Origin of the sequence: Coprococcus sp. LG101-27, from assembly GCF_027695515.1 — a bacterium.
In the GTDB taxonomy this organism is placed as follows: Bacteria; Bacillota; Clostridia; order Lachnospirales; family Lachnospiraceae; genus Allocoprococcus; species Allocoprococcus comes.
In genome coordinates this window covers 57,919-77,888 of record NZ_JAQEUJ010000016.1, presented here as the reverse complement: position 1 = coordinate 77,888, position 19,970 = coordinate 57,919, and the positions used below count along the sequence as shown (strand labels likewise).

17 protein-coding genes are annotated in these 19,970 nt (G+C 40.2%); 14 read left to right on the top strand and 3 right to left on the bottom strand.

The window, feature by feature from the left end:
• Together PG766_RS11630 and PG766_RS11625 are read left to right on the top strand one after the other, a co-directional pair.
• A partial coding sequence (locus tag PG766_RS11630) for a DUF6070 family protein (protein ID WP_270590856.1) occupies positions 1-924 on the top strand: 924 nt, incomplete at its 5' end.
• Positions 925-932: 8 nt separating this feature from the next.
• Positions 933-2,165: a DUF6070 family protein gene (locus PG766_RS11625; RefSeq protein WP_055156327.1), complete on the top strand. Its 1,233-nt coding sequence runs from the start codon at positions 933-935 to the stop codon at positions 2,163-2,165.
• A 64-nt stretch (positions 2,166-2,229) separates the two neighbouring features.
• On the opposite strand, the gene PG766_RS11620 is transcribed toward PG766_RS11625, so the two are convergent.
• Both PG766_RS11620 and PG766_RS11615 read right to left on the bottom strand, forming a co-directional pair.
• A complete protein-coding gene (locus PG766_RS11620) occupies positions 2,230-4,029 on the bottom strand; it encodes a BlaR1 family beta-lactam sensor/signal transducer (RefSeq protein ID WP_118199090.1) in 1,800 nt (599 codons plus the stop codon).
• Between the two features lie 18 nt (positions 4,030-4,047).
• Positions 4,048-4,416, bottom strand: coding sequence for a BlaI/MecI/CopY family transcriptional regulator (locus PG766_RS11615; protein WP_005341664.1), 369 nt, complete (start codon positions 4,414-4,416; stop codon positions 4,048-4,050).
• Between the two features lie 158 nt (positions 4,417-4,574).
• On the opposite strand from PG766_RS11615, the gene PG766_RS11610 reads away from it, so the two are divergent.
• On the top strand, positions 4,575-4,997 hold the full coding sequence (locus tag PG766_RS11610; protein ID WP_006428644.1) for a winged helix-turn-helix domain-containing protein: 423 nt from the start codon (positions 4,575-4,577) through the stop codon (positions 4,995-4,997).
• Between the two features lie 59 nt (positions 4,998-5,056).
• The gene (locus PG766_RS11605; protein ID WP_118199091.1) at positions 5,057-5,398 is read left to right on the top strand and encodes a hypothetical protein; all 342 of its coding nucleotides are present in this window, start codon (positions 5,057-5,059) and stop codon (positions 5,396-5,398) included.
• A 181-nt stretch (positions 5,399-5,579) separates the two neighbouring features.
• Here PG766_RS11605 and PG766_RS11600 read toward each other — a convergent pair whose 3' ends face one another.
• Positions 5,580-5,942, bottom strand: a complete 363-nt coding sequence (locus tag PG766_RS11600) for a helix-turn-helix domain-containing protein (protein WP_006428642.1) — start codon at positions 5,940-5,942, stop codon at positions 5,580-5,582.
• A gap of 360 nt (positions 5,943-6,302) precedes the next feature.
• Between PG766_RS11600 and PG766_RS11595 the strand changes: the two genes are divergently transcribed.
• The 10 genes from PG766_RS11595 (at position 6,303) to PG766_RS11550 (ending at position 19,935) form a co-directional block, all read left to right on the top strand.
• Positions 6,303-6,596: an RNA polymerase sigma factor gene (locus tag PG766_RS11595; RefSeq protein ID WP_243014460.1), complete on the top strand. Its 294-nt coding sequence runs from the start codon at positions 6,303-6,305 to the stop codon at positions 6,594-6,596.
• A 592-nt stretch (positions 6,597-7,188) separates the two neighbouring features.
• Positions 7,189-7,710 (top strand): type II toxin-antitoxin system PemK/MazF family toxin, encoded by a 522-nt coding sequence (locus tag PG766_RS11590; protein WP_118199092.1) that lies wholly within the window; start codon positions 7,189-7,191, stop codon positions 7,708-7,710.
• A gap of 150 nt (positions 7,711-7,860) precedes the next feature.
• The gene (locus tag PG766_RS11585; protein ID WP_005337954.1) at positions 7,861-8,088 is read left to right on the top strand and encodes a helix-turn-helix domain-containing protein; all 228 of its coding nucleotides are present in this window, start codon (positions 7,861-7,863) and stop codon (positions 8,086-8,088) included.
• Positions 8,085-9,302 carry a site-specific integrase gene (locus tag PG766_RS11580; RefSeq protein WP_118199093.1) on the top strand — a complete coding sequence of 406 codons (1,218 nt, stop codon included), beginning with the start codon at positions 8,085-8,087 and terminating at the stop codon, positions 9,300-9,302. The genes PG766_RS11585 and PG766_RS11580 overlap by 4 nt, the downstream gene beginning before the upstream one ends.
• A 2-nt stretch (positions 9,303-9,304) precedes the next feature.
• A complete protein-coding gene (locus PG766_RS11575; protein ID WP_270590852.1) occupies positions 9,305-10,597 on the top strand; it encodes a tyrosine-type recombinase/integrase in 1,293 nt (430 codons plus the stop codon).
• A 335-nt stretch (positions 10,598-10,932) separates the two neighbouring features.
• Positions 10,933-12,918, top strand: a complete 1,986-nt coding sequence (gene uvrB, locus PG766_RS11570) for an excinuclease ABC subunit UvrB (RefSeq protein WP_117823984.1) — start codon at positions 10,933-10,935, stop codon at positions 12,916-12,918.
• Between the two features lie 27 nt (positions 12,919-12,945).
• Positions 12,946-15,786, top strand: a complete 2,841-nt coding sequence (uvrA, locus tag PG766_RS11565) for an excinuclease ABC subunit UvrA (RefSeq protein ID WP_118199096.1) — start codon at positions 12,946-12,948, stop codon at positions 15,784-15,786.
• Positions 15,787-15,882: 96 nt separating this feature from the next.
• Positions 15,883-16,872, top strand: a complete 990-nt coding sequence (locus PG766_RS11560; protein WP_055157310.1) for a rod shape-determining protein — start codon at positions 15,883-15,885, stop codon at positions 16,870-16,872.
• Between the two features lie 61 nt (positions 16,873-16,933).
• Positions 16,934-19,156: an SF1B family DNA helicase RecD2 gene (recD2, locus tag PG766_RS11555; protein WP_118199097.1), complete on the top strand. Its 2,223-nt coding sequence runs from the start codon at positions 16,934-16,936 to the stop codon at positions 19,154-19,156.
• Between the two features lie 38 nt (positions 19,157-19,194).
• On the top strand, positions 19,195-19,935 hold the full coding sequence (locus PG766_RS11550) for a ComF family protein (protein ID WP_117823981.1): 741 nt from the start codon (positions 19,195-19,197) through the stop codon (positions 19,933-19,935).
• Positions 19,936-19,970: the final 35 nt, after the last annotated feature.

Here is a 19,970-nt window from a genome sequence, read left to right as displayed (position 1 = left end):
GATTGTGATAATCAGATTGATATGGTCAATCGTGAAAAAGTAGAAGATTTTTGCAAAGCAGCAGAGAAAGAAGAACAGGCAGCAGTAGATATTGTTGTTGTATTTGATGAAGGGGAAATTATACAATATCATTTAGAGTCAATGAATGGAAAGATAAATGTTCGATTATGTCAGGTTAAATGGAAGGATAATAGCCCACAGGCTAATTATTATGATGAATATGAAGCATATGAGTGGAAATATACAGAAAAAGGATACTTGTTTCTGGAGGAATATCACCCACCGGGATTTGATGGAGCACCGGGTGAAACTGGATTCAGAGTGCAGCCATTAGATAAAACATGCCGAGAATTGAATCGAAAATATGTTATGCCGTTGGGGTATGCACTTAATAATCTGTTGATTACAAATTGGGATAACCAGAATTATACGGAACTTGATTTTTATGATCTTTATGAAAAAATGTATTATATGAAATATGGAAAGCAAGTTCCATATGAAGCAAATTATGGTGGAGTAGAATATGAAGTTCAAGAAGATGAGTTTGAAGAGGTTATAAAGACCTATTTACCATTTAGTAATACCGAGATTGAAAAGGGAACTTTTTATAACTCTAATAATAAAACTTTTAGATACAGACCGCGAGGGTTATATGATTGTGAATTCCCATATGAGCCATATCCGGAAGTTATCTCATATGAAAAATTACAAGATGGAACATTAAAACTTACGATAGAAGCAGTATGGGAAATCAGAATGTTAGATCAGGCAATCACCAGTGAATTGATGATAAAACCTATGGAAGACGGAAGTTTCCAGTATTTATCAAATAAGGTAATCAGTTCAGATCAAAATGCAAATGCAGGGTGGTATATGCCAAGGTTAACAGAAGAAGAGTGGGAAGAGAATTACAGTAATAATTAGGGGGCAATATGAAAAGAAAAAGTATTTTGTTAGTACTTTGTATAGGAATGATTCTGACTTCCTGTGAAAGTAAGATATCGTTAAACAGCACAGATGTAAAAAATGAGAAGAATCAGAAAAACACTACCATGGAAAATCCGGATAAGGGATATAATCTACCAATCGATGAAGACAAGAAAAAGGAAGTTGTGAACGATTGTGAAGAAATTATGGGCATTGTCCGAGACATTTATTCTGAATATAATGGAATACAAGAAGCAGATCAGAACACTGCTGAGCAAATGATGAATCGGATGAAAGAAATTATCAAACAAAATGGGAATCCGGTCATTGGTTCCGATCATTATTCTGTTATGGATAATTATCAGAAGATGGAACAATTTTTAAAATCTGCAGAACAAGAAGAAAAAGGAAGTGTAATTTTATATGAAGCAGATACAGATGGTGGAATTACCAGAAAAGAATATAGTTATGATGGAAAAGAAATGAGTGTGATGTCCGCAAAAATGATCTGGAGTGAGGATACAGAGCCTGTACTTACATACATATCGCTATCAAAAATAAAAGAATGGGCATATACTGAAAATGGGAATTTCTGTTATGAATTATGCGTACCTGAACCACCGGAAGTGACAGAGATTGTAGATGGAAGTTGTATTATCCGGGTAAAGCCTTTGAGTGAGGAGTGTCGGGAATATTCAAAAAAATATGTGAGTACGTTCGGCTATCAGGGAAACAATCTGTTATGTTCAAACTGGAATGCGGAGGATATGCAGGGGTTGGATTATAATGGACTTTATGAATATTTTTATCAAATGAAATATGGAGAAAAATTTACTGCAGAAAAAGAGGTTGTGGGAATTCCAGCAGAAGAGTTCGAAAATGTAATTATGACATATCTTCCTGTTACAAAAGAAGAATTGAAAGAATGGGCGGTCTACGATGAACAAAGTAATATGTTTATCTGGGAACGATTGGGATGTGGTAATTATTCACCAACACATTTTGGCTTGTCTTTACCGGAAGTAACAGAAGTCAGGCACAATGAAGATGGAACCATTGTTTTGACAATTCATGCAGTATGTGATTCTGTTGTATGTAATGATGTTGTTATTACACACGAACTTACGATGAAAATTCAGGATGATGGAACGATTCAGTATGTTGGAAACAGGATTTTAGATAATGGTATTGATAATATACCGAGGTATCAGTACCGGTTAGGTAATTTGCAGAATTGATCAGTAGAGAAGAAATAAATAAAGAGAACTGATAACGGGAAATTATGCTATCAGTTCTCTTTATTTATTTCCAAATACCAAGATTAGAAAGTACAGATTTTGTTATTTCGGTAGCCTGACTTCCAGTTGCACCAGAAGAGGATTGAATATTTGTTGCGAAGTAGTAAGTATTATTCGATGTTTCAATGTATCCGATAAACCAGCCATTGACATCCTTACCATTGACACGCCCGGTTCCTGTTTTCCCGTAAAGAGAACCGGAAGAAGTAGTGGAAAGCAGCAGAGCTTTTTTTACTGCCTGGATATTTTTACTGTCAAAATGAAAATTATTTTGATAGAAATCCTGTAACAATTCCACCTGTTCTATGGGTGATATCTTCAGAGAGAAATCTGTCCAATAGAGATTTAGATTTGTTCCAGTATTCTGATTCCCATAGTTTATTGTCTGTAAAAATGTTCTTACGGCTTCAAAACCTGCCTGTGAATCAATTGCCTGAAAATACCAGTTTACGGAATTATGTATAGCCGAGGTTAAATCTTGATCGGCTTCCCATGAATTAAAAGGATATGGTTCTCCATTCCATGTGAAAGTGGAATGTTCTGGTGTAATAATTCCAGATTCCAAGCCAAGTAATGCATCATATATTTTATAAGTCGAATTCGGTGATACACGTGTGGAAGCATGATCCATATTATAAATATTCCATCTATCAGCAGACTGATCATATAAAACAAAACTTCCGGTGTAGTCCCCAAAATTGGAAGAAAGATTTAGCTGAGTAATATTCTTTTCGGTTGTGTCGAAATGATAGCCAGTCTGATCAGAAGCATAAACAGAAAGTATGGGAATGCATCCAATGATGATAGTAGAGACGAATATGCATATAAGATATCCACGAATTTTTTGTTTAAAAGTAGATTGGTGGAATGATGCAATATTTAAAATGCGTCCTTTTAACTGTTTTATATTTCCACTGATTCCCATAGTAAGAGGGAATGGAGACAGAGCTATTGTTTCGGCAAAGTTAATCAGTGTATTTCCATATGACTTGTATTCTGTTTCTTTCAATAATTGTAATACAGCACTGTCGCAGGCAAGTTCCCGTTCCTGTCGTATTCTTTTTAGAAAATACCAGATTAGGGGATTGAACCAGTAGAAAACATTTACTGTATTTATCAAATATCCAATTAGAATATCTTTATGCTTGTAGTGCTGCAGTTCATGAAGAAGCATATATCGAATATCAGTTGCGCTTATAGTTCCAGCGTTAAAATCTGAAATCAAGTGAATTGGAAGATAAATGCGAGGATGCAGGAAACCAGCCAAAACAGGAGATTTCAAAAATGCTGTACTATAAATCGGAATGGTATGCTTGCTGTTCACTTCGTTTAAACATTCTATATAAAGAGCGTTTAGTTCTTCATTTTGAAGAGGTAAAGCAGAACTATGTAAGGCTTTTACTTGTTTTACTGAGCGGTAGAGAAGAAAAAACATTATGAATATACCGATACTCCAGAAAAATACAAGTAATGTGTGAATAAAAGTTGGTATTTGGGTGCTGACAGAGACAGCAAAATCATTTATTTTATCCAAATTATAACCATTACCAGAAAGAAAAGTGGTTTGAATGTCACCATTGGTACTTGAACTGGCTGTCAGCAAATGTCTCCACGATATAGAAGATGGGGCAGAATTTATCGGTAAAAAGGGAACAATTAGAATGGCAAGAAATATAATCGAAAGATTATATTGCATACGTGCGGATAATTGCCTTTGCAATAAATTTTTTAATCCCAGTAAACTACCTAAAAAAATACAAATGATGGCATTACAGAGTAAAAAGCGAAAACTAAAATATATCAAAATATGCTCCTCCCATGGTTAATGATTGGAAAGAAGATTCCGTAAGCTGGCAATGTCTTCTTCAGACAATTTATCATCCTCAATGTAAGAGGCAAGCATAGAAGTGATATTACCATTATAATATCGCTTTAAAAAAGAATTACTTTCCTGCCGAATATATTCGTCTTCCTTGACCAATGGAGTATAGACAAAAACCCGGCTTTGTTTTTCATAGGTTAGTGCTTTTTTAGAAACGAGACGTTTAATTAATGTCTGAATTGTTTTAGGACTCCAACTGGAAATTTGTGTTAATTTTTCAGTAATTTCATTGGTGCTGATTGGTGCGTATTTCCAAACGATTTTCATAACTTCAAATTCAGCTTCTGAAATTTGAGGCAGATTGCTCATGTGATATTCCTCCAAATCTTACAGATGTAATAAAAATATTATATATCTTAAAAGGTTATTCTGTCAACGAAATAAAAACTTGACTTTAAATCTTACAGATGTAATAATAGATAAAAATTACACTTGTAAGATTTGGAATGTGAAAGGTTTTTATAAAAATGGGAAGGGTAGTTGTTGTAACATTTGATGAAAATGAGGAAGAAAAATTAAATGAATTATTACATTTTCTGTCTGCTAAAAAATACTCTGAGATGCCTGATAAACAAAATAGGGTACTTGATTACGGAGCATTAAAAATAAATGCGGAATATCGTTCTGTAGAAAGTAATGGTGAGCTGGTTCAATTGACGAATTATGAATTTGAAATATTATATTTGCTGGCAAAAAATCCAGGACGGATATTTTCAAAGGAACAAATATATACACAGGTGTGGAAAGAACCATATTATGGGGCAGAAGATAATGTTATGGGCATAATTCGGAGAATCAGAAAAAAGATTGAACCAGATTCTGCAAAACCAAGATACATTTTAAATGTATGGGGAATGGGATATAAATTTAATGGTGAATTGATGAAATGATGAAATATAAAATTGGGCATAATTAAGTAAAGATACAAAAAATAGCAGGAGAAATTTTTATGGAAAATGATATTTGGAATGAAATATCCTCTTTTTTGAACCAGTTGCGTTGTGAGAATATAAACAGAGAAAGTTATATCTATTTCCAAGAACTTGCAAATATTCAGTTGAAGAAGAAAATGGAAAAAGAAAAGGTGAATATACTTCTCGATCATATAAGTAATGAGGACAGGGAGAAGTTGAAGCAATATGGAGAAATTTTGGAAGAAGAAGCGTTTGTGTCAGAACAAAGGGCATATTGTCAAGGATATGTAGATTGTATTCAGTTATTGGCTGGTTTAGGACTCTTGAAAAAATCGACGGATATGGAAAAAATAATTAGCGAGATGAAAAGCAATTAAGTGTGTCGTGGAGGAAAATGTAGTATTTGATAGATAAAAGGATATTCGTAAAGAAGAAACAGTTATGTTATATCAAGTTGTAATGATATAGCATAACTGTTTTTAACATATGGTAATAGTATTTGTTCCACTAATTTTAAATATCGGTAATTATCAGCTATTTATCGGTATTTTACAAGTTTTATTTTGTATCATTAGTAGTGTCTACGTTAGAAATAAAAGGATTAGAATCTAGCAGAGCTGTCGTAGTTGCAAGAATTACCTGTAACTGATAATCATTGCACTGATTTAAGAGCCGAAGAATCTGATCATATGTAGAATTATTTTTATTCTGATTTGGATAAACGTAGTCATCAGCAGAAATATTTAAAGTCTGCATGGTTTTACAAAATAATTCCAGACTGGGACCGCCTTTATGGCGTTCGAGGTCTCCAAGATAAGCCGCCGATATTCCGAGTTTTTCAGCAAGAGCTTCTTGTGTTAAATGCATTTCCATACGCCCTTGTTTTACTAAAGTGGCAAATAATGTTTTTGGAATATCCATGTTTGTATACCTCCATAAACTTAGTGTATTACCCTAAATTTGAAAAGTGAAAAGGGTGTAACATTAGAAAAAACACAGGGTATTACCCGATGAATGAGAAAGCATACAAATCTCTTTCGGTTAAAAAAAACAGATTCCGAAAGAGCAGTATTTGTATGCTTATTTTCTTTTCCGGAATCTAACCGGAGAAAATATGGTTCTTAGCAAGAGTTCAGCTAAAAAATTCTGTTCAACAGAAGGTATTCAATTAAAAAAATCTCAACAATTTCATTAGTAAATGTTGGAATTGAAACTAGGGTAAGAGCCAATAATGAATCCTATGAAGCTTTTAATACGTTTGAATTGCAGGATGTGTCGCATATGAATGTTGTGGACAGGCATTTGGAACAGTCAGAAATCTGGGATTCCAGTTTATATGAACGGGTATTTCAGAAAGAGGAAGGTGTAGAGGATACTGTTCTGAATAAACTGGAAGCGGAACATTTACATAGTGCAATTCAGCAGTTGTCGGAAATTCAGAGAAGACGATTGATGAAGTATTATTTTGAAGATAAGAATTATGAGCAGATTGCACAGGAAGAAGGCTGCTCTTTTCAGATGGTAGCAAAGTCTGTAAAAGCAGCAATCAGAAATTTGAAAAAGATTTTGAGATAGTGGGTTGAAAAATAGCGTTTAAGTGAGGAAACAGGTGGAAAGAGAAATATTCTGATCCGCCTGTTTCTTCTTTTATCACAAAAAACTGGGGAGCGGGACGAACCTTGACAAATTCATATACATTCATCAGGCACATTCCTGTTGTTATCGTGATGAGCGTAAGCCACATTAACAGATACGCCATAACACAGGCTGGGTAAAGACAGCGAAATCCCACCCGTATACTTCCTTTTGGTTTCAGTTTGTATTACCCGGACTGTTGAGCGAAAAATATCTGGTTATAACTGTCAGATTGCTTCTAGCAGGGCGATGACAGACAACAGGCATAATGATACTCCTGTCCGGTCATAAAGTCGTGTATACAAAATATTTCTTTGATGCTGCAACAAGTGAGGGCAGCTTCAGGAGATCCCTGGAGAGGAAAACTCCTAATCCCATATATTTATTTTAGATAAAATCCTGTGGAGCTGATTAGCAGTCAGCCGTCTGATGATTTCCCAATTACAAGTCGGGGCGTCGGGGACAAATAGGCTTGTATTTTACATATTTAGGGATAACAACAGTTGGAAAGACGAGAGGAGATAAAGCAAAGATGGAAGATAGAAACGTCAGGCGTGGGGATATTTATCACGCCGACCTTGATCCTGTATTTGGAAGTGAACAGGGCGGTTATCGTCCGGTGCTGGTGATTCAGAATAATATAGGAAATAAATACAGTCCGACAGTGATCGTGGCAGCAATTACTAGTAAAGAAAAAATGAAACTGCCGACACACATTGCAGTCCCGGAAATGGAAGGTTTGGAAAAGGATTCTGTAGTGCTGTTGGAGCAGCTTAGAACTTTAGATAAAAGACGATTGGAAAATTATGTGTGTACCTTAGATCGAACTGAAATGGAGAAAATCAATAAAGCAATCCGAAGAAGTACCGGGATACCGAAGATAATTGAAAAACCGTTAGTCGTGAGCTTGTGCAGAGTATGTGCAGGCAATTTTTATGAGGTGTCGGGACATTATATCCGGCGGGTGAATCCGGAACAGCGATATAAGGAATTATGTATGTTCTGCAATGTCCGGAATGGGTACGACTATTATATAGGAAGAAAGAACAAGTAACACGTAAAAGTCAAGTGTGCGATTTGAAAATTCGCACATTGGACGATGTAGACGAAAATGGATATCTTAGTGGTGTACCGTTTTTAGATGTTACACAGCTAAAAACTACCGGTAGTAAAGCGCAAAGATTAGGACGAGGAGGATAACGTCATGGCAATGATAGAGAATGAAATGGAAAAGAAAGTATATAAAGTAGAAGATGTTCAAAATTTGCTTGGGCTGGGACGCTCCAAGGCATATGAATTTATAGAAAATGTTTATTATGACAGAAAACCATTCCGGGTGTTGAAGATTGGTAGATCTTATCGTATCCCATGCAATTCTTTTGATAAGTGGCTGAATGGAGACGAGGAGAGAGAAAGAGTGAGAGCAGAATGAAACAGAAAGAAACGCAGCAGGAGACAATGTCAAAGGAAAAGAGAGTTGTCTTTTTTGAAGGAAAATCATGGTATCACAGAACCAAAGAGCTGCAGGACGATCTGACGACAAAATATGGGAAAAAAGGTGGCTTTGAAACGCCGGAAGAAGCAGAGAAAAGTTACTGGGAATATGAAAAAAGATACCAGAAGAAGCAGAGAGATCTCCAGATTGCAAAAATGCAAAAGACAGATGTGATGCTTGGGGATTATCTGGAATACTGGTTTGAAAATATTTTCAGTCCGAGAATTGAGACAACCACGAGAATGGTTGGAGCATATACGTTATATAATCTGATTCTTCCGAGTATGGAAGCGGATATCAAATTAAGGTATGTCTCAGTAGAGTATTTAGATGCGCTACTGAAACGTGTCGCGAAAATCTGTCCTTCAGCGGGAAATAAAGGGCGGGAGCTTTTGAGCATCGCCATGAAAGATGCAGCAGGAGATAAGTTCATAAGCTATAATCCATTGCCTGAGACAAAGCCATATCCGAGAGCAAAACCAAAGGTAAGGGTATTAAGCAAAGAAAAATTAAAGGTTTTTCTTGAAGCTGCCAGCAAGAATCCTTGGTATCTGGAAATTTTACTGGGACTGTTTTGTGGATTACGAAAAGGAGAAATTCTTGGATTGAAATTTCAGGATTTTGATTTTGAAAAACAGACCGTCAGAATTAGCAGACAGCTTGTTGGAAACCTGAAACTGAAAGAAAAAGAATTTACGGTTACGGAATATGCTGTTATTGAAAGGAATCCAAAGACTGAGAATAGCTACCGGATATTGAGAGTGCCAAAAGTGGTGATGCAGGAAGTAAAACGCAGACAGCAGTTGATTGAATTGCGAAAAACTGATTCAGGCATAGAATACAAGAATTTTGATTATGTATGTTGTCAGGAAAATGGCGAACCCCGATCATTAACGGCAATGAATCAGGCACTTACGAAAATCTGTAACAGAAATGGATTGCCCAATATCACCGTACATGGACTCAGACATATGTTTGCGACCATTTTAATTGAGCTTGGAGTTCCATTGTTTAAAATATCTGGTCTGTTAGGTCATAGTTCCGTTCATACGACTTACGAATATTATTGTGAGATTATGGACGAGCAGGATAAGATTATTGCGTTTGTAAATAATACATTTGTACCACAACGAACTGAAACGGAGGGATAGCCATGCATAAGACCTTTGACTTTAAGAAATATGTAGAATATAAGGTCTATTCGGTGACAACAATCAAAAATGGATATGGATTTCGTGTGTTGCTGACGTTTGCAGACGAAAGTACAAAGACACAGCAACATGCGGGATTCACAACCAAAAGAGAAGCTAATGCATTTCGTGATGAAGTAATCGGACAGCTACATACTGGAACCTATATTGTGTATGGAAAAATCCGGGTAGAGGAGTTTATGATCTTCTGGTTGGAAGATATTATGCGTCCCCGAATAACAGACGACACTTATACAACTTATAAAAGTGCCATTAAGAATTACATTGTTCCACAGATTGGAAAGATGTATATGTCTACAATAAATCAGGGGTATATCAGAAAATTATATAATGCAGTTGCAGAGAAGTATGAATCAGTTGCGAAAAATGTCAGGACGATCATGAAAACATCATTGGAGTATGCATTTAACAAAAATGTACTGGCAACAAATCCAGCGAATGGAATCAATTTACCGAAGAAAATAAAAAAGACAGAGTATCGTGTCCTGAAAATTGACGAGAAGAAAACATTGACACTTCCGCAGGTGCTTCGATTGATTGAGGCAAGCAAGGAGACACCGATTCATATGCAAATTCTGTTTGCGGTATTGATGGGACTCAGAAGAAGTGAAATAAATGGTCTGAAATACAGTGATGTTGATTACATTCACAGGACATTGAGAGTAGAGCGTCAGTTGGGAAAGAAGCCAAACAGTAAAGCAGAAGACTGTGCACCTAAGATGCTGACAAAGCAGGAAATTAAAACAAAAACACCTGCGGGTGTGCGTGAACTTCCAATACCGGATTATGTATTTGAAGCAATTCTGGAAGAACGGAAAACTTATGAGAAGAACCGCAGACGCAGACCAAAAGAGTTCCGGGACTGGAATTATATTTGTTGTTCTACATATGGGAATCCAAGGAGTAAAGGTTTTCATCAGAAATACTATAAAGACTTGTTGAAATCCTTGGATTTGCCCGATATTCATTTTCACCAGTTGAGAAATACCTATGCAACTATTTTGCTGAAGAATAGTTTTAATTCAAAAGGTGTTTCGCATTTATTGGGACATGCCAAGGAAATCATATCAGTAGATGTCTATGGAGATACGCAGGAAATTATAGAAGACTGTCTGGATGTATTGGAACCATTTATTGAAGAAGTTATTCCAAAAGAGCGGAAAAATCAGTATTATGATTATTCAGAAGTGATTGAAATAGACTTAATTCTGGAGGAATATTTCAACGCAGCATGATAAAAAATAGAATAGTAGTAAGAGAGAAAAGTACAAATGAGAATCGAACATTTGTACTTTTTTCTTGCTTTCATCTATATACTTTCAAAAAAATGTTTGATATAATAGGGACTGTTACAAGAACAAAAAGTAAAAATATGACAGAACCGGAGCCTGGTATCATCAGGTATTTCCGAGTGCTGTTTTATCCGCAAATATGAATTTTGTGACTTTTATTCGTAACGAGACAAAAATGACCTCTATTCGAGACAAAAATGGGCGTTTCGTTACGAATCTGATTACGAATTTTTGGCTGATAGTGATCGTACTAAAAGTCACAAATGGAGGAATTTACCATGAATGAGTTCAAATTAAAAGCCCCATATAAGCCAACCGGAGACCAGCCACAGGCGATTGCAGAGCTTGTGAAAGGGTTCAAGGAAGGCAATCAATGCCAGACTTTACTAGGGGTTACGGGTTCTGGAAAAACTTTTACGATGGCAAATGTGATTCAGCAATTACAGAAGCCGACACTTGTCATCGCTCATAATAAGACGTTAGCGGCTCAGTTATACGGAGAGTTCAAGGAGATGTTCCCCGATAACGCAGTGGAATATTTTGTATCCTACTACGACTACTACCAGCCAGAAGCTTATGTTCCGTCATCCGACACTTACATTGCCAAGGACTCTGCCATCAACGATGAGATCGACAAGCTCCGCCACTCTGCGACAGCAGCGCTTTCTGAGCGGAATGATGTCATCATTGTGGCAAGTGTGTCCTGCATTTACGGACTGGGTTCGCCGATTGATTACAAGGAGATGGTGATTTCACTTAGACCGGGCATGATCAAAGACAGGGATGAAGTTCTGAAGAAGTTGGTTGAGATCCAGTATGACCGCAATGATATGGATTTCAAGCGTGGAACCTTCCGGGTACGAGGAGATGTGGTTGAGATTTTCCCGGCGTATTCGGAAAAAATTGCATACAGAGTTGAATTTTTCGGTGATGAGATAGACAGAATAACAGAGATTGATACATTGACCGGTGAAGTGTTGAATGTGATCGGGCATGTGGCAATTTTCCCGGCATCTCATTATGTAGTGTCCAAGGAGAATATGGAGCGTGCCATCGGGGAGATTGAAGAAGAACTGGAGCAGCAGATCCGTTATTTTAAAGGGGAAGATAAGCTTCTGGAAGCACAGCGTATTTCTGAGAGAACGAATTTTGATATAGAAATGATGCGAGAGACAGGATTTTGTTCCGGAATTGAAAACTATTCGAGGCATCTGACCGGGCAGAAAGCAGGGGAGCCGCCATGTACATTGATTGACTATTTTCCGGATGATTTTCTGATCATGATCGACGAGTCGCATAAGACGATTCCACAGATTGGAGCCATGTATCACGGCGATCAGTCGAGAAAGACAACACTGGTGGATTATGGATTCCGTCTGCCGTCGGCAAAGGATAACAGACCGCTCAGCTTTGGGGAATTTGAAAGTAAGATTGACCAGGTACTGTTTGTATCGGCGACACCGGGAGAGTACGAGGAGTCTCATGAACTGCTGCGGGCAGAGCAGGTAATCCGACCGACAGGTCTTCTGGATCCGGAAGTAGAAGTGCGTCCGATCGAAGGACAGATTGATGATCTGATCAGTGAGGTAAATAAAGAAACAGCGAAGAAGAATAAGGTACTGATCACAACGCTGACAAAGCGTATGGCGGAAGATCTGACCGATTATATGCGGGAGCTTGGCATTCGTGTGAAATATTTACATTCGGATATTGATACTCTGGAAAGGACAGAGATCATCCGGGATATGCGTTTGGATGTATTTGATGTACTGGTTGGAATTAACCTGCTTCGAGAAGGTCTGGATATTCCGGAGATCACACTGGTAGCGATTCTGGATGCGGACAAAGAAGGTTTTCTGCGTTCGGAAACTTCACTGATCCAGACCATTGGCCGTGCGGCGAGAAATGCAGAGGGGCATGTTATCATGTATGCGGATAACATGACGGATTCGATGCGGATGGCGATTGATGAGACGATGCGCCGTCGTGAGATTCAGATGAAATACAATGAAGAACATGGAATCACGCCACAGACGATCAAGAAGTCGGTGCGTGATCTGATCAGTATTTCAAAGAAGGTTGCAGCAGAAGAGATGAAGCTGGAAAAAGATCCGGAATCCATGAGTGCGGCAGAGCTGGAAAAGCTGGTCAAGAAGCTGGAAAAGCAGATGAAGAAAGCGGCAGCAGAGCTGAATTTCGAGGCGGCAGCAGAGTTGCGGGATAAGCTGATCGAGCTGAAAAAGCATTTGAATGAGATGGAGTAAAGCGAAGAGATAGAAGAGGAAGAACAGATGGCTGAAGAAAAGAAAGAACTGATAAAGATCAGAGGTGCGAACGAGCACAATCTGAAGAATCTTGATGTAGATATTCCGAGAAACAAACTGGTAGTACTGACCGGTCTCAGTGGTTCCGGCAAATCATCCCTTGCATTTGATACAATTTATGCAGAGGGACAAAGACGATATATGGAATCTCTGTCTTCTTACGCAAGACAGTTCCTTGGGCAGATGGAGAAACCGAATGTAGAAAGTATTGAAGGGCTTTCACCGGCGATTTCCATCGACCAGAAGTCTACGAACCGCAATCCGAGATCCACAGTCGGAACCGTGACGGAGATTTACGATTATTTTCGACTGCTGTATGCAAGAATCGGGATTCCGCATTGTCCGAAGTGTGGAAGGGAGATCAAGAAGCAGACGGCAGATGAGATGACCGATCAGATCATGGCACTTCCGGAAGGAACAAAGATCCAGCTGATGGCACCGGTTGTGCGGGGGAGAAAAGGAACCCATGTCAAGCTTCTGGACAGAGCAAAGAAAAGCGGTTATGTCCGTGTAAGGATTGACGGAAATATGTATGAGCTTTCCGAAGGAATCACATTGGACAAGAATATCAAACATAATATTGAGATTGTTGTAGACCGTCTGGTTGTCAGGCGGGGGATTGAAAAAAGACTTGCAGATTCCATAGAAAGTGTATTAAGTCTTGCGGAGGGGCTTCTGGTCGTGGATGTGATCGGAGGGAAACCGTTGAATTTCAGCCAGAATTTTGCCTGCCCGGACTGCGGAATCAGTATTGATGAGATTGAGCCGAGAAGCTTTTCATTTAACAATCCATTTGGGGCCTGCCCGGTATGTTTCGGACTCGGATATAAAATGGAGTTTGATGAAGATCTGATGATTCCGGACAAATCACTCAGCATCAATGAAGGAGCAATCGTGGTGACAGGATGGCAGTCCTGTACCGATAAGAGCAGTTTTACTCACGCGATTCTGGAAGCGCTCTGCAAGGAATATCATTTTGACCTGGATACGCCGTTTGAACAGTATCCGAAGGAAATCCAGGATATTTTACTGCGTGGGACTAATGGAAAAGAAGTCAAGGTCTATTATAAAGGACAACGCGGGGAAGGGATCTATGACGTTGCATTTGATGGACTGATCCGAAATGTGGAGCGAAGATACCGTGAGACAGGATCGGAGACTATGAAAGCGGAATATGAGAGTTTTATGCAGATCACACCTTGCCGAGAATGTGGCGGACAGCGACTGAAAAAGGGCGCGCTTGCGGTAACGGTCGGAGATAAAAATATTTCAGAAGTAACAGCAATGTCGATTGAACGGCTTCAGCGGTTTATCAGCAGTCTGGAACTGTCAAAAACGCAGCAAATGATCGGCGGACAGATATTAAAAGAGATCAAAGCGCGCCTGCAGTTCCTTCTGGATGTAGGTCTGGAATATCTGACACTTGCCCGTGCAACAGGAACTCTTTCCGGTGGAGAAGCACAGAGAATCCGGCTTGCGACGCAGATCGGTTCCGGTCTTGTGGGAGTGGCTTATATTCTGGATGAGCCAAGTATCGGCCTGCACCAGAGAGATAATGACAAACTTCTCGCAACACTCAAGCATCTCCGTGATCTTGGAAATACACTGATCGTAGTTGAGCATGATGAAGATACCATGCTTGCGGCAGATCAGGTAATCGACATCGGACCGGGAGCCGGAGAACACGGTGGAGAACTGGTTGCCCAGGGAACGGCACAGGAGATCATGAAAATAGAACGGTCGATCACAGGTGCATATTTAAGCGGAAAGATCAAGATCCCGGTTCCGGAAACCCGCGCAGTTCCGACCGGCTGGATCAAAGTTGTAGGCGCAGCAGAGAATAACCTGAAAAATATTGACGTGAAGTTCCCACTTGGCGTGATGACCTGTGTAACCGGCGTATCAGGTTCCGGTAAGAGTTCATTGGTGAATGAAATCCTTTACAAGAGTATGGCGAAAAAGCTAAACCGTGCCCGTGTGATTCCTGGAAAGCATAAGCGGATTGAAGGACTGGAAATGCTGGACAAAGTGATCGACATTGACCAGTCTCCAATTGGAAGGACGCCAAGATCCAATCCGGCGACATATACCGGAGTATTCGACCTGATCCGGGATCTGTTTGCGGCAACCGCGGATGCGAAGGCGAAAGGCTATAAAAAAGGAAGATTCAGCTTTAACGTCAAGGGCGGACGCTGTGAAGCGTGTAGTGGAGATGGAATCATCAAGATCGAGATGCATTTCCTTCCGGATGTATATGTGCCGTGTGAGGTATGCGGCGGAAAACGCTACAACCGTGAGACACTGGAGGTAAAATATAAAGGAAAAAGCATTTATGATGTTCTGAATATGACGGTAGAAGAGGCTCTTCATTTCTTTGAAAATGTACCGAGTATCCGCAGAAAAATGGAGACTCTTTACGATGTGGGACTTTCTTATATTCGTCTTGGCCAGCCGTCTACAACCCTTTCCGGCGGTGAAGCACAGCGGATTAAGCTTGCAACTGAACTGAGCCGGAGAAGTACTGGGAAGACAGTGTACATTCTGGACGAACCGACGACCGGACTTCATTTTGCAGATGTGCACAAGTTGACGGAAATCCTGCGCAGACTCGCGGCAGATGGCAATACGGTTATCGTGATCGAACATAACCTGGATGTGATCAAGACAGCAGATTATATTATCGATATCGGACCGGAAGGCGGTGACAAGGGGGGCACAGTTGTTGCGTGTGGTACACCGGAAGAAGTGGCAGAAAACCCGAATTCATATACAGGAAAATACATCAAAATGATGCTGGACAGAAAATGATACAGAAATCTTAAAAAATCCTGAACTTGAAAAAAAGACTTCCTATTTATTAAAGATTTGATTATAATAAGGTGAGTATGTGAAAGGGGAATCGTGATGTCAATAGATTTAGGAATTGATTTAGGAACAGCAAGTATCCTCGTTTATGTGAAAGGAAAGGGAGTTGTACTGAAAGAACCTTCAGTCGTTGCCTTTGACAGAGATACCAATATGATAAAAGCAATCGGTGAAGAAGCAAGGCTGATGCTTGGAAGGACACCGGGGAACATTGTTGCGGTAAGACCTCTCAGACAGGGCGTTATTTCCGATTACATTGTCACAGAAAAAATGATCAAATATTTTGTTCAGAAAGCACTGGGAAAGCGTACATTTAAGAAGCCGAATATCAGTATCTGTGTGCCAAGCGGTGTTACAGAGGTTGAAAAAAAGGCGGTAGAAGAGGCTGCTTTTGCAGCCGGTGCGCGGGAAGTACATTTGATTGAGGAACCGGTTGCGGCGGCAATCGGAGCCGGAATAGATATTTCAAAACCATGCGGCAACATGATCGTGGATATCGGTGGTGGTACATCCGACATTGCGGTGATTTCCCTTGGAGGAACTGTTGTGAATACATCATTAAAAGTTGCAGGTGATGATTTTGATGAAGCAATCGTCCGTTATGTCCGGAAAAAGCACAATCTGCTGATTGGAGACAGGACAGCAGAAGATATCAAGATCAAGATCGGAACGACATATCCTCTTGTAGAAGATGAATCAATGGAAGTAAGGGGACGAAATCTGGTAACAGGATTGCCAAAGACGGTCACGGTAACTGCTTCTGAGACTGAAGAAGCACTGCATGAGACTACAAGTCAGATCGTCGAAGCGGTCATTGGGGTTCTGGAGAGAACACCGCCGGAACTTTCCGCGGATATTCTGGATCGTGGAATTGTACTGACAGGTGGAGGCGCGCTGCTTCGCGGGCTGGAAGAACTGATTGAAGAAAGGACAGGCATCAATACGATGACGGCGGAAGACCCGATGAAGGTTGTTGCAATCGGTACCGGTCAGTATGTGGAGTTTATGAACGGAAAAAAAGATTTCTAGTGATAAGCACATGAGAAGGCTGTTTCTGTAGAGAGACAGCCTTTTTAAAAAGGAAAAAAGTATGGAAACAGTAAAAGGTTACGTAGAACACATTGTATTTCGCAATGAAGACAATGGATATACCGTATTTAATTTGAATAATGACGATGGCGATTTGACCTGTGTCGGAAACTTTAACTATTTATCAGAGGGAGAGCTGGTTGAGGTGAACGGAGAATATGTGGTTCACAGTATATACGGAACACAGCTCCGAGTGCTGAATTATGAGATCAAAGCACCGGAAGATCTGCTTTCGATTGAACGATATCTGGGATCAGGGGCGATCAAAGGGGTTGGTGCATCTCTTGCCGGCAGGATTGTGAAAAAATTCAGGGAAGACACCTTCCGGATCATCGAAGAAGAACCAGAAAGACTTGCGGAGGTGCGTGGGATCAGCGAACGTATGGCAAGAGAGATCGCTGTACAGGTAGAAGAGAAAAAAGATATGCGGAAGGCAATGATCTATCTTCAGAAATTTGGGATTTCGACGACACTTGCAGCAAAGATTTATCAGTTTTACGGTCCGAAGACCTATCAGGTACTGGAAGGAAATCCATACCAGCTTGCAGATCAGATTCAGGGAATCGGATTTAAGATCGCTGATGAAATCGCAACGAAGATCGGCATCCATTCAGACTCGGATTTCCGTATCCGGAGTGGTATTTTTTATACCTTACAGCAGAGTGTTGCCGAAGGGCATGTCTATCTGACAAAGGACGTGTTGCTTCGCCGGGCATCTGCACTTTTGGAAGTGGAGATCAAGGATATTGAGAAATACCTGATGGATCTGTCGATGGAAAAGAAAATCGTACTCAAAGAATCTGAAGAAGGTTTGCGGGTATACGTGTCCCACTTCTATTATCTGGAACTCAATACTGCGAAAATGCTGCATGATCTGAATCTGGAATATGAAGAAGCCAATGTAGTGATCGAAAAAAAGATCCATCAGATTGAAAAAGAAGCCGAAATGCAGCTTGACGAGAAGCAGGAAAATGCGGTCATGGCGGCTGTGCGGAATGGAATTATGATTCTAACAGGAGGTCCCGGAACCGGAAAAACGACAACAATCAATGCCATGATCGAATATTTTCACAGTGAGAATATGGAAATTATGCTGGCAGCACCAACCGGGCGTGCTGCAAAAAGAATGACAGAGGCAACCGGATGGGAAGCGCAGACGATCCACCGGCTTCTGGAGGTGAACGGTAATCCGGAGGAGGATGAGAACCCGAACCGGAACGGATTTGCAAGAAATGCAGACAATCCACTGGAAACCGACGTGATCATCATCGATGAGATGTCTATGGTAGACCTGCCTCTGATGAATGCACTTCTTACCGCAATTGTACCGGGGACAAGGCTGATCCTGGTAGGGGACTGTAACCAGCTCCCATCAGTAGGCCCGGGAAGTATTTTGAAGGATCTTATCGCATCGGAATGTTTTCCGGTTGTCATGCTGACCCGGATTTTCCGACAGGCACAGGAGAGTGATATTGTGGTAAATGCACATAAGATCAACCGGGGAGAACCGGTCCTTTTGGATAATAAGAGCCGGGATTTCTTCTTTTTGAAAAGACAGGATCCGAATGTGATCATCAGTGTTTTGCTGACACTGATCCAGAAGAAACTTCCCAAATATGTCAATGCAAAACCATATGATATCCAGGTACTCACACCGATGCGGAAAGGACTGCTGGGAGTGGAAAGGCTGAACAGTATTTTGCAGGAGTATTTGAATCCACCGGAGCCGGGAAAAGCGGAAAAAGAATATGGCGATCACAAATTCCGCGTGGGCGACAAGGTGATGCAGATCAAGAATAACTATCAGCTTGAATGGGAGATCACAACCAAGTATGGACTGACGGTGGATAAAGGGATGGGGATTTTTAATGGCGATATGGGAATTGTTACCGAGATCAATACATATACTGAAACACTGGAAGTTGAATACGATGAAAAGAGAAAAGTAAAGTATCCGTTTGAATTGCTGGAAGAACTGGAGCTTGCCTATGCGATCACCATTCACAAGTCGCAGGGAAGCGAATATCCGGCGGTTGTCATCCCTCTTCTGAGCGGACCGAGACAGCTGTTTCACAGGAATCTTCTTTACACGGCAATCACAAGAGCCAGAAAATGTGTGACAATTGTCGGAAATGACCAGACCTTCCAGGAGATGATCCGGAATACCAATGAACACAACCGGAATACCAGTCTGGCAGAACGGATCCGGGAGTTCTGCGGATAGTTATACAGAAAATGTAGAAAATCAAATCCGAAAAGCGAATGGAAAACTTAAAAAAGGTCAAAGAAACAATTCTGGAACTAATTTATCCCTCAAAATGTCCGTTTTGTGGAGAAATTGTAAGTGCAGGAAAGAAACATTCTACGGAACACAATGGAATCTGCAAGGCGTGTCGTGAAAAACTTCCTTATATTGGTGAAGTAAGATGCATGTGCTGTGGAAAGCCTTTGACAGATCCGGCTGAAGAATATTGCTATGACTGTACCAGGCAGAAGCATCTTTTTGTTGATGGCAGAAGTCTCTGGGTGCATAAAGATGCAGTGGAAAATGCAGTTTATGCAATGAAATATCAGAACCGGAGGATTTACGGACAAACGTTCGGAAAAGAAATGGCAGAGCATTTTCTTTCTTATCTATGGGAAAGAAAGATCACCTTGATCGTGCCGGTTCCGCTGCATTCCCGGCGAAAAAGAAAGCGGGGATTTAATCAGGCAGAAATTGTAGCAAAGGTATTATCAGAAAATACCGGAATTGCCATGGATGCAGGTGCTGTTAAGAGGATTAAGGCGACTAGTCCTCAGAAAGAGCTGGGCGATAAAGGGAGAAAACGAAATATCAGGGGAGCATTTGCAGTGCAGAAAAATGTAAAAGGAGAAAATATCGTTTTGATCGACGACATTTATACGACAGGAAGTACCTTAGACGAGGCGGCGAGAGTGCTGAAAAAGGCAGGAGCCGAAAATGTATACTTTTTGACGGTAAGTATTGGACAAGGAATCTGATATTTGTTATACTGAAAGTAATGCATATACGAATA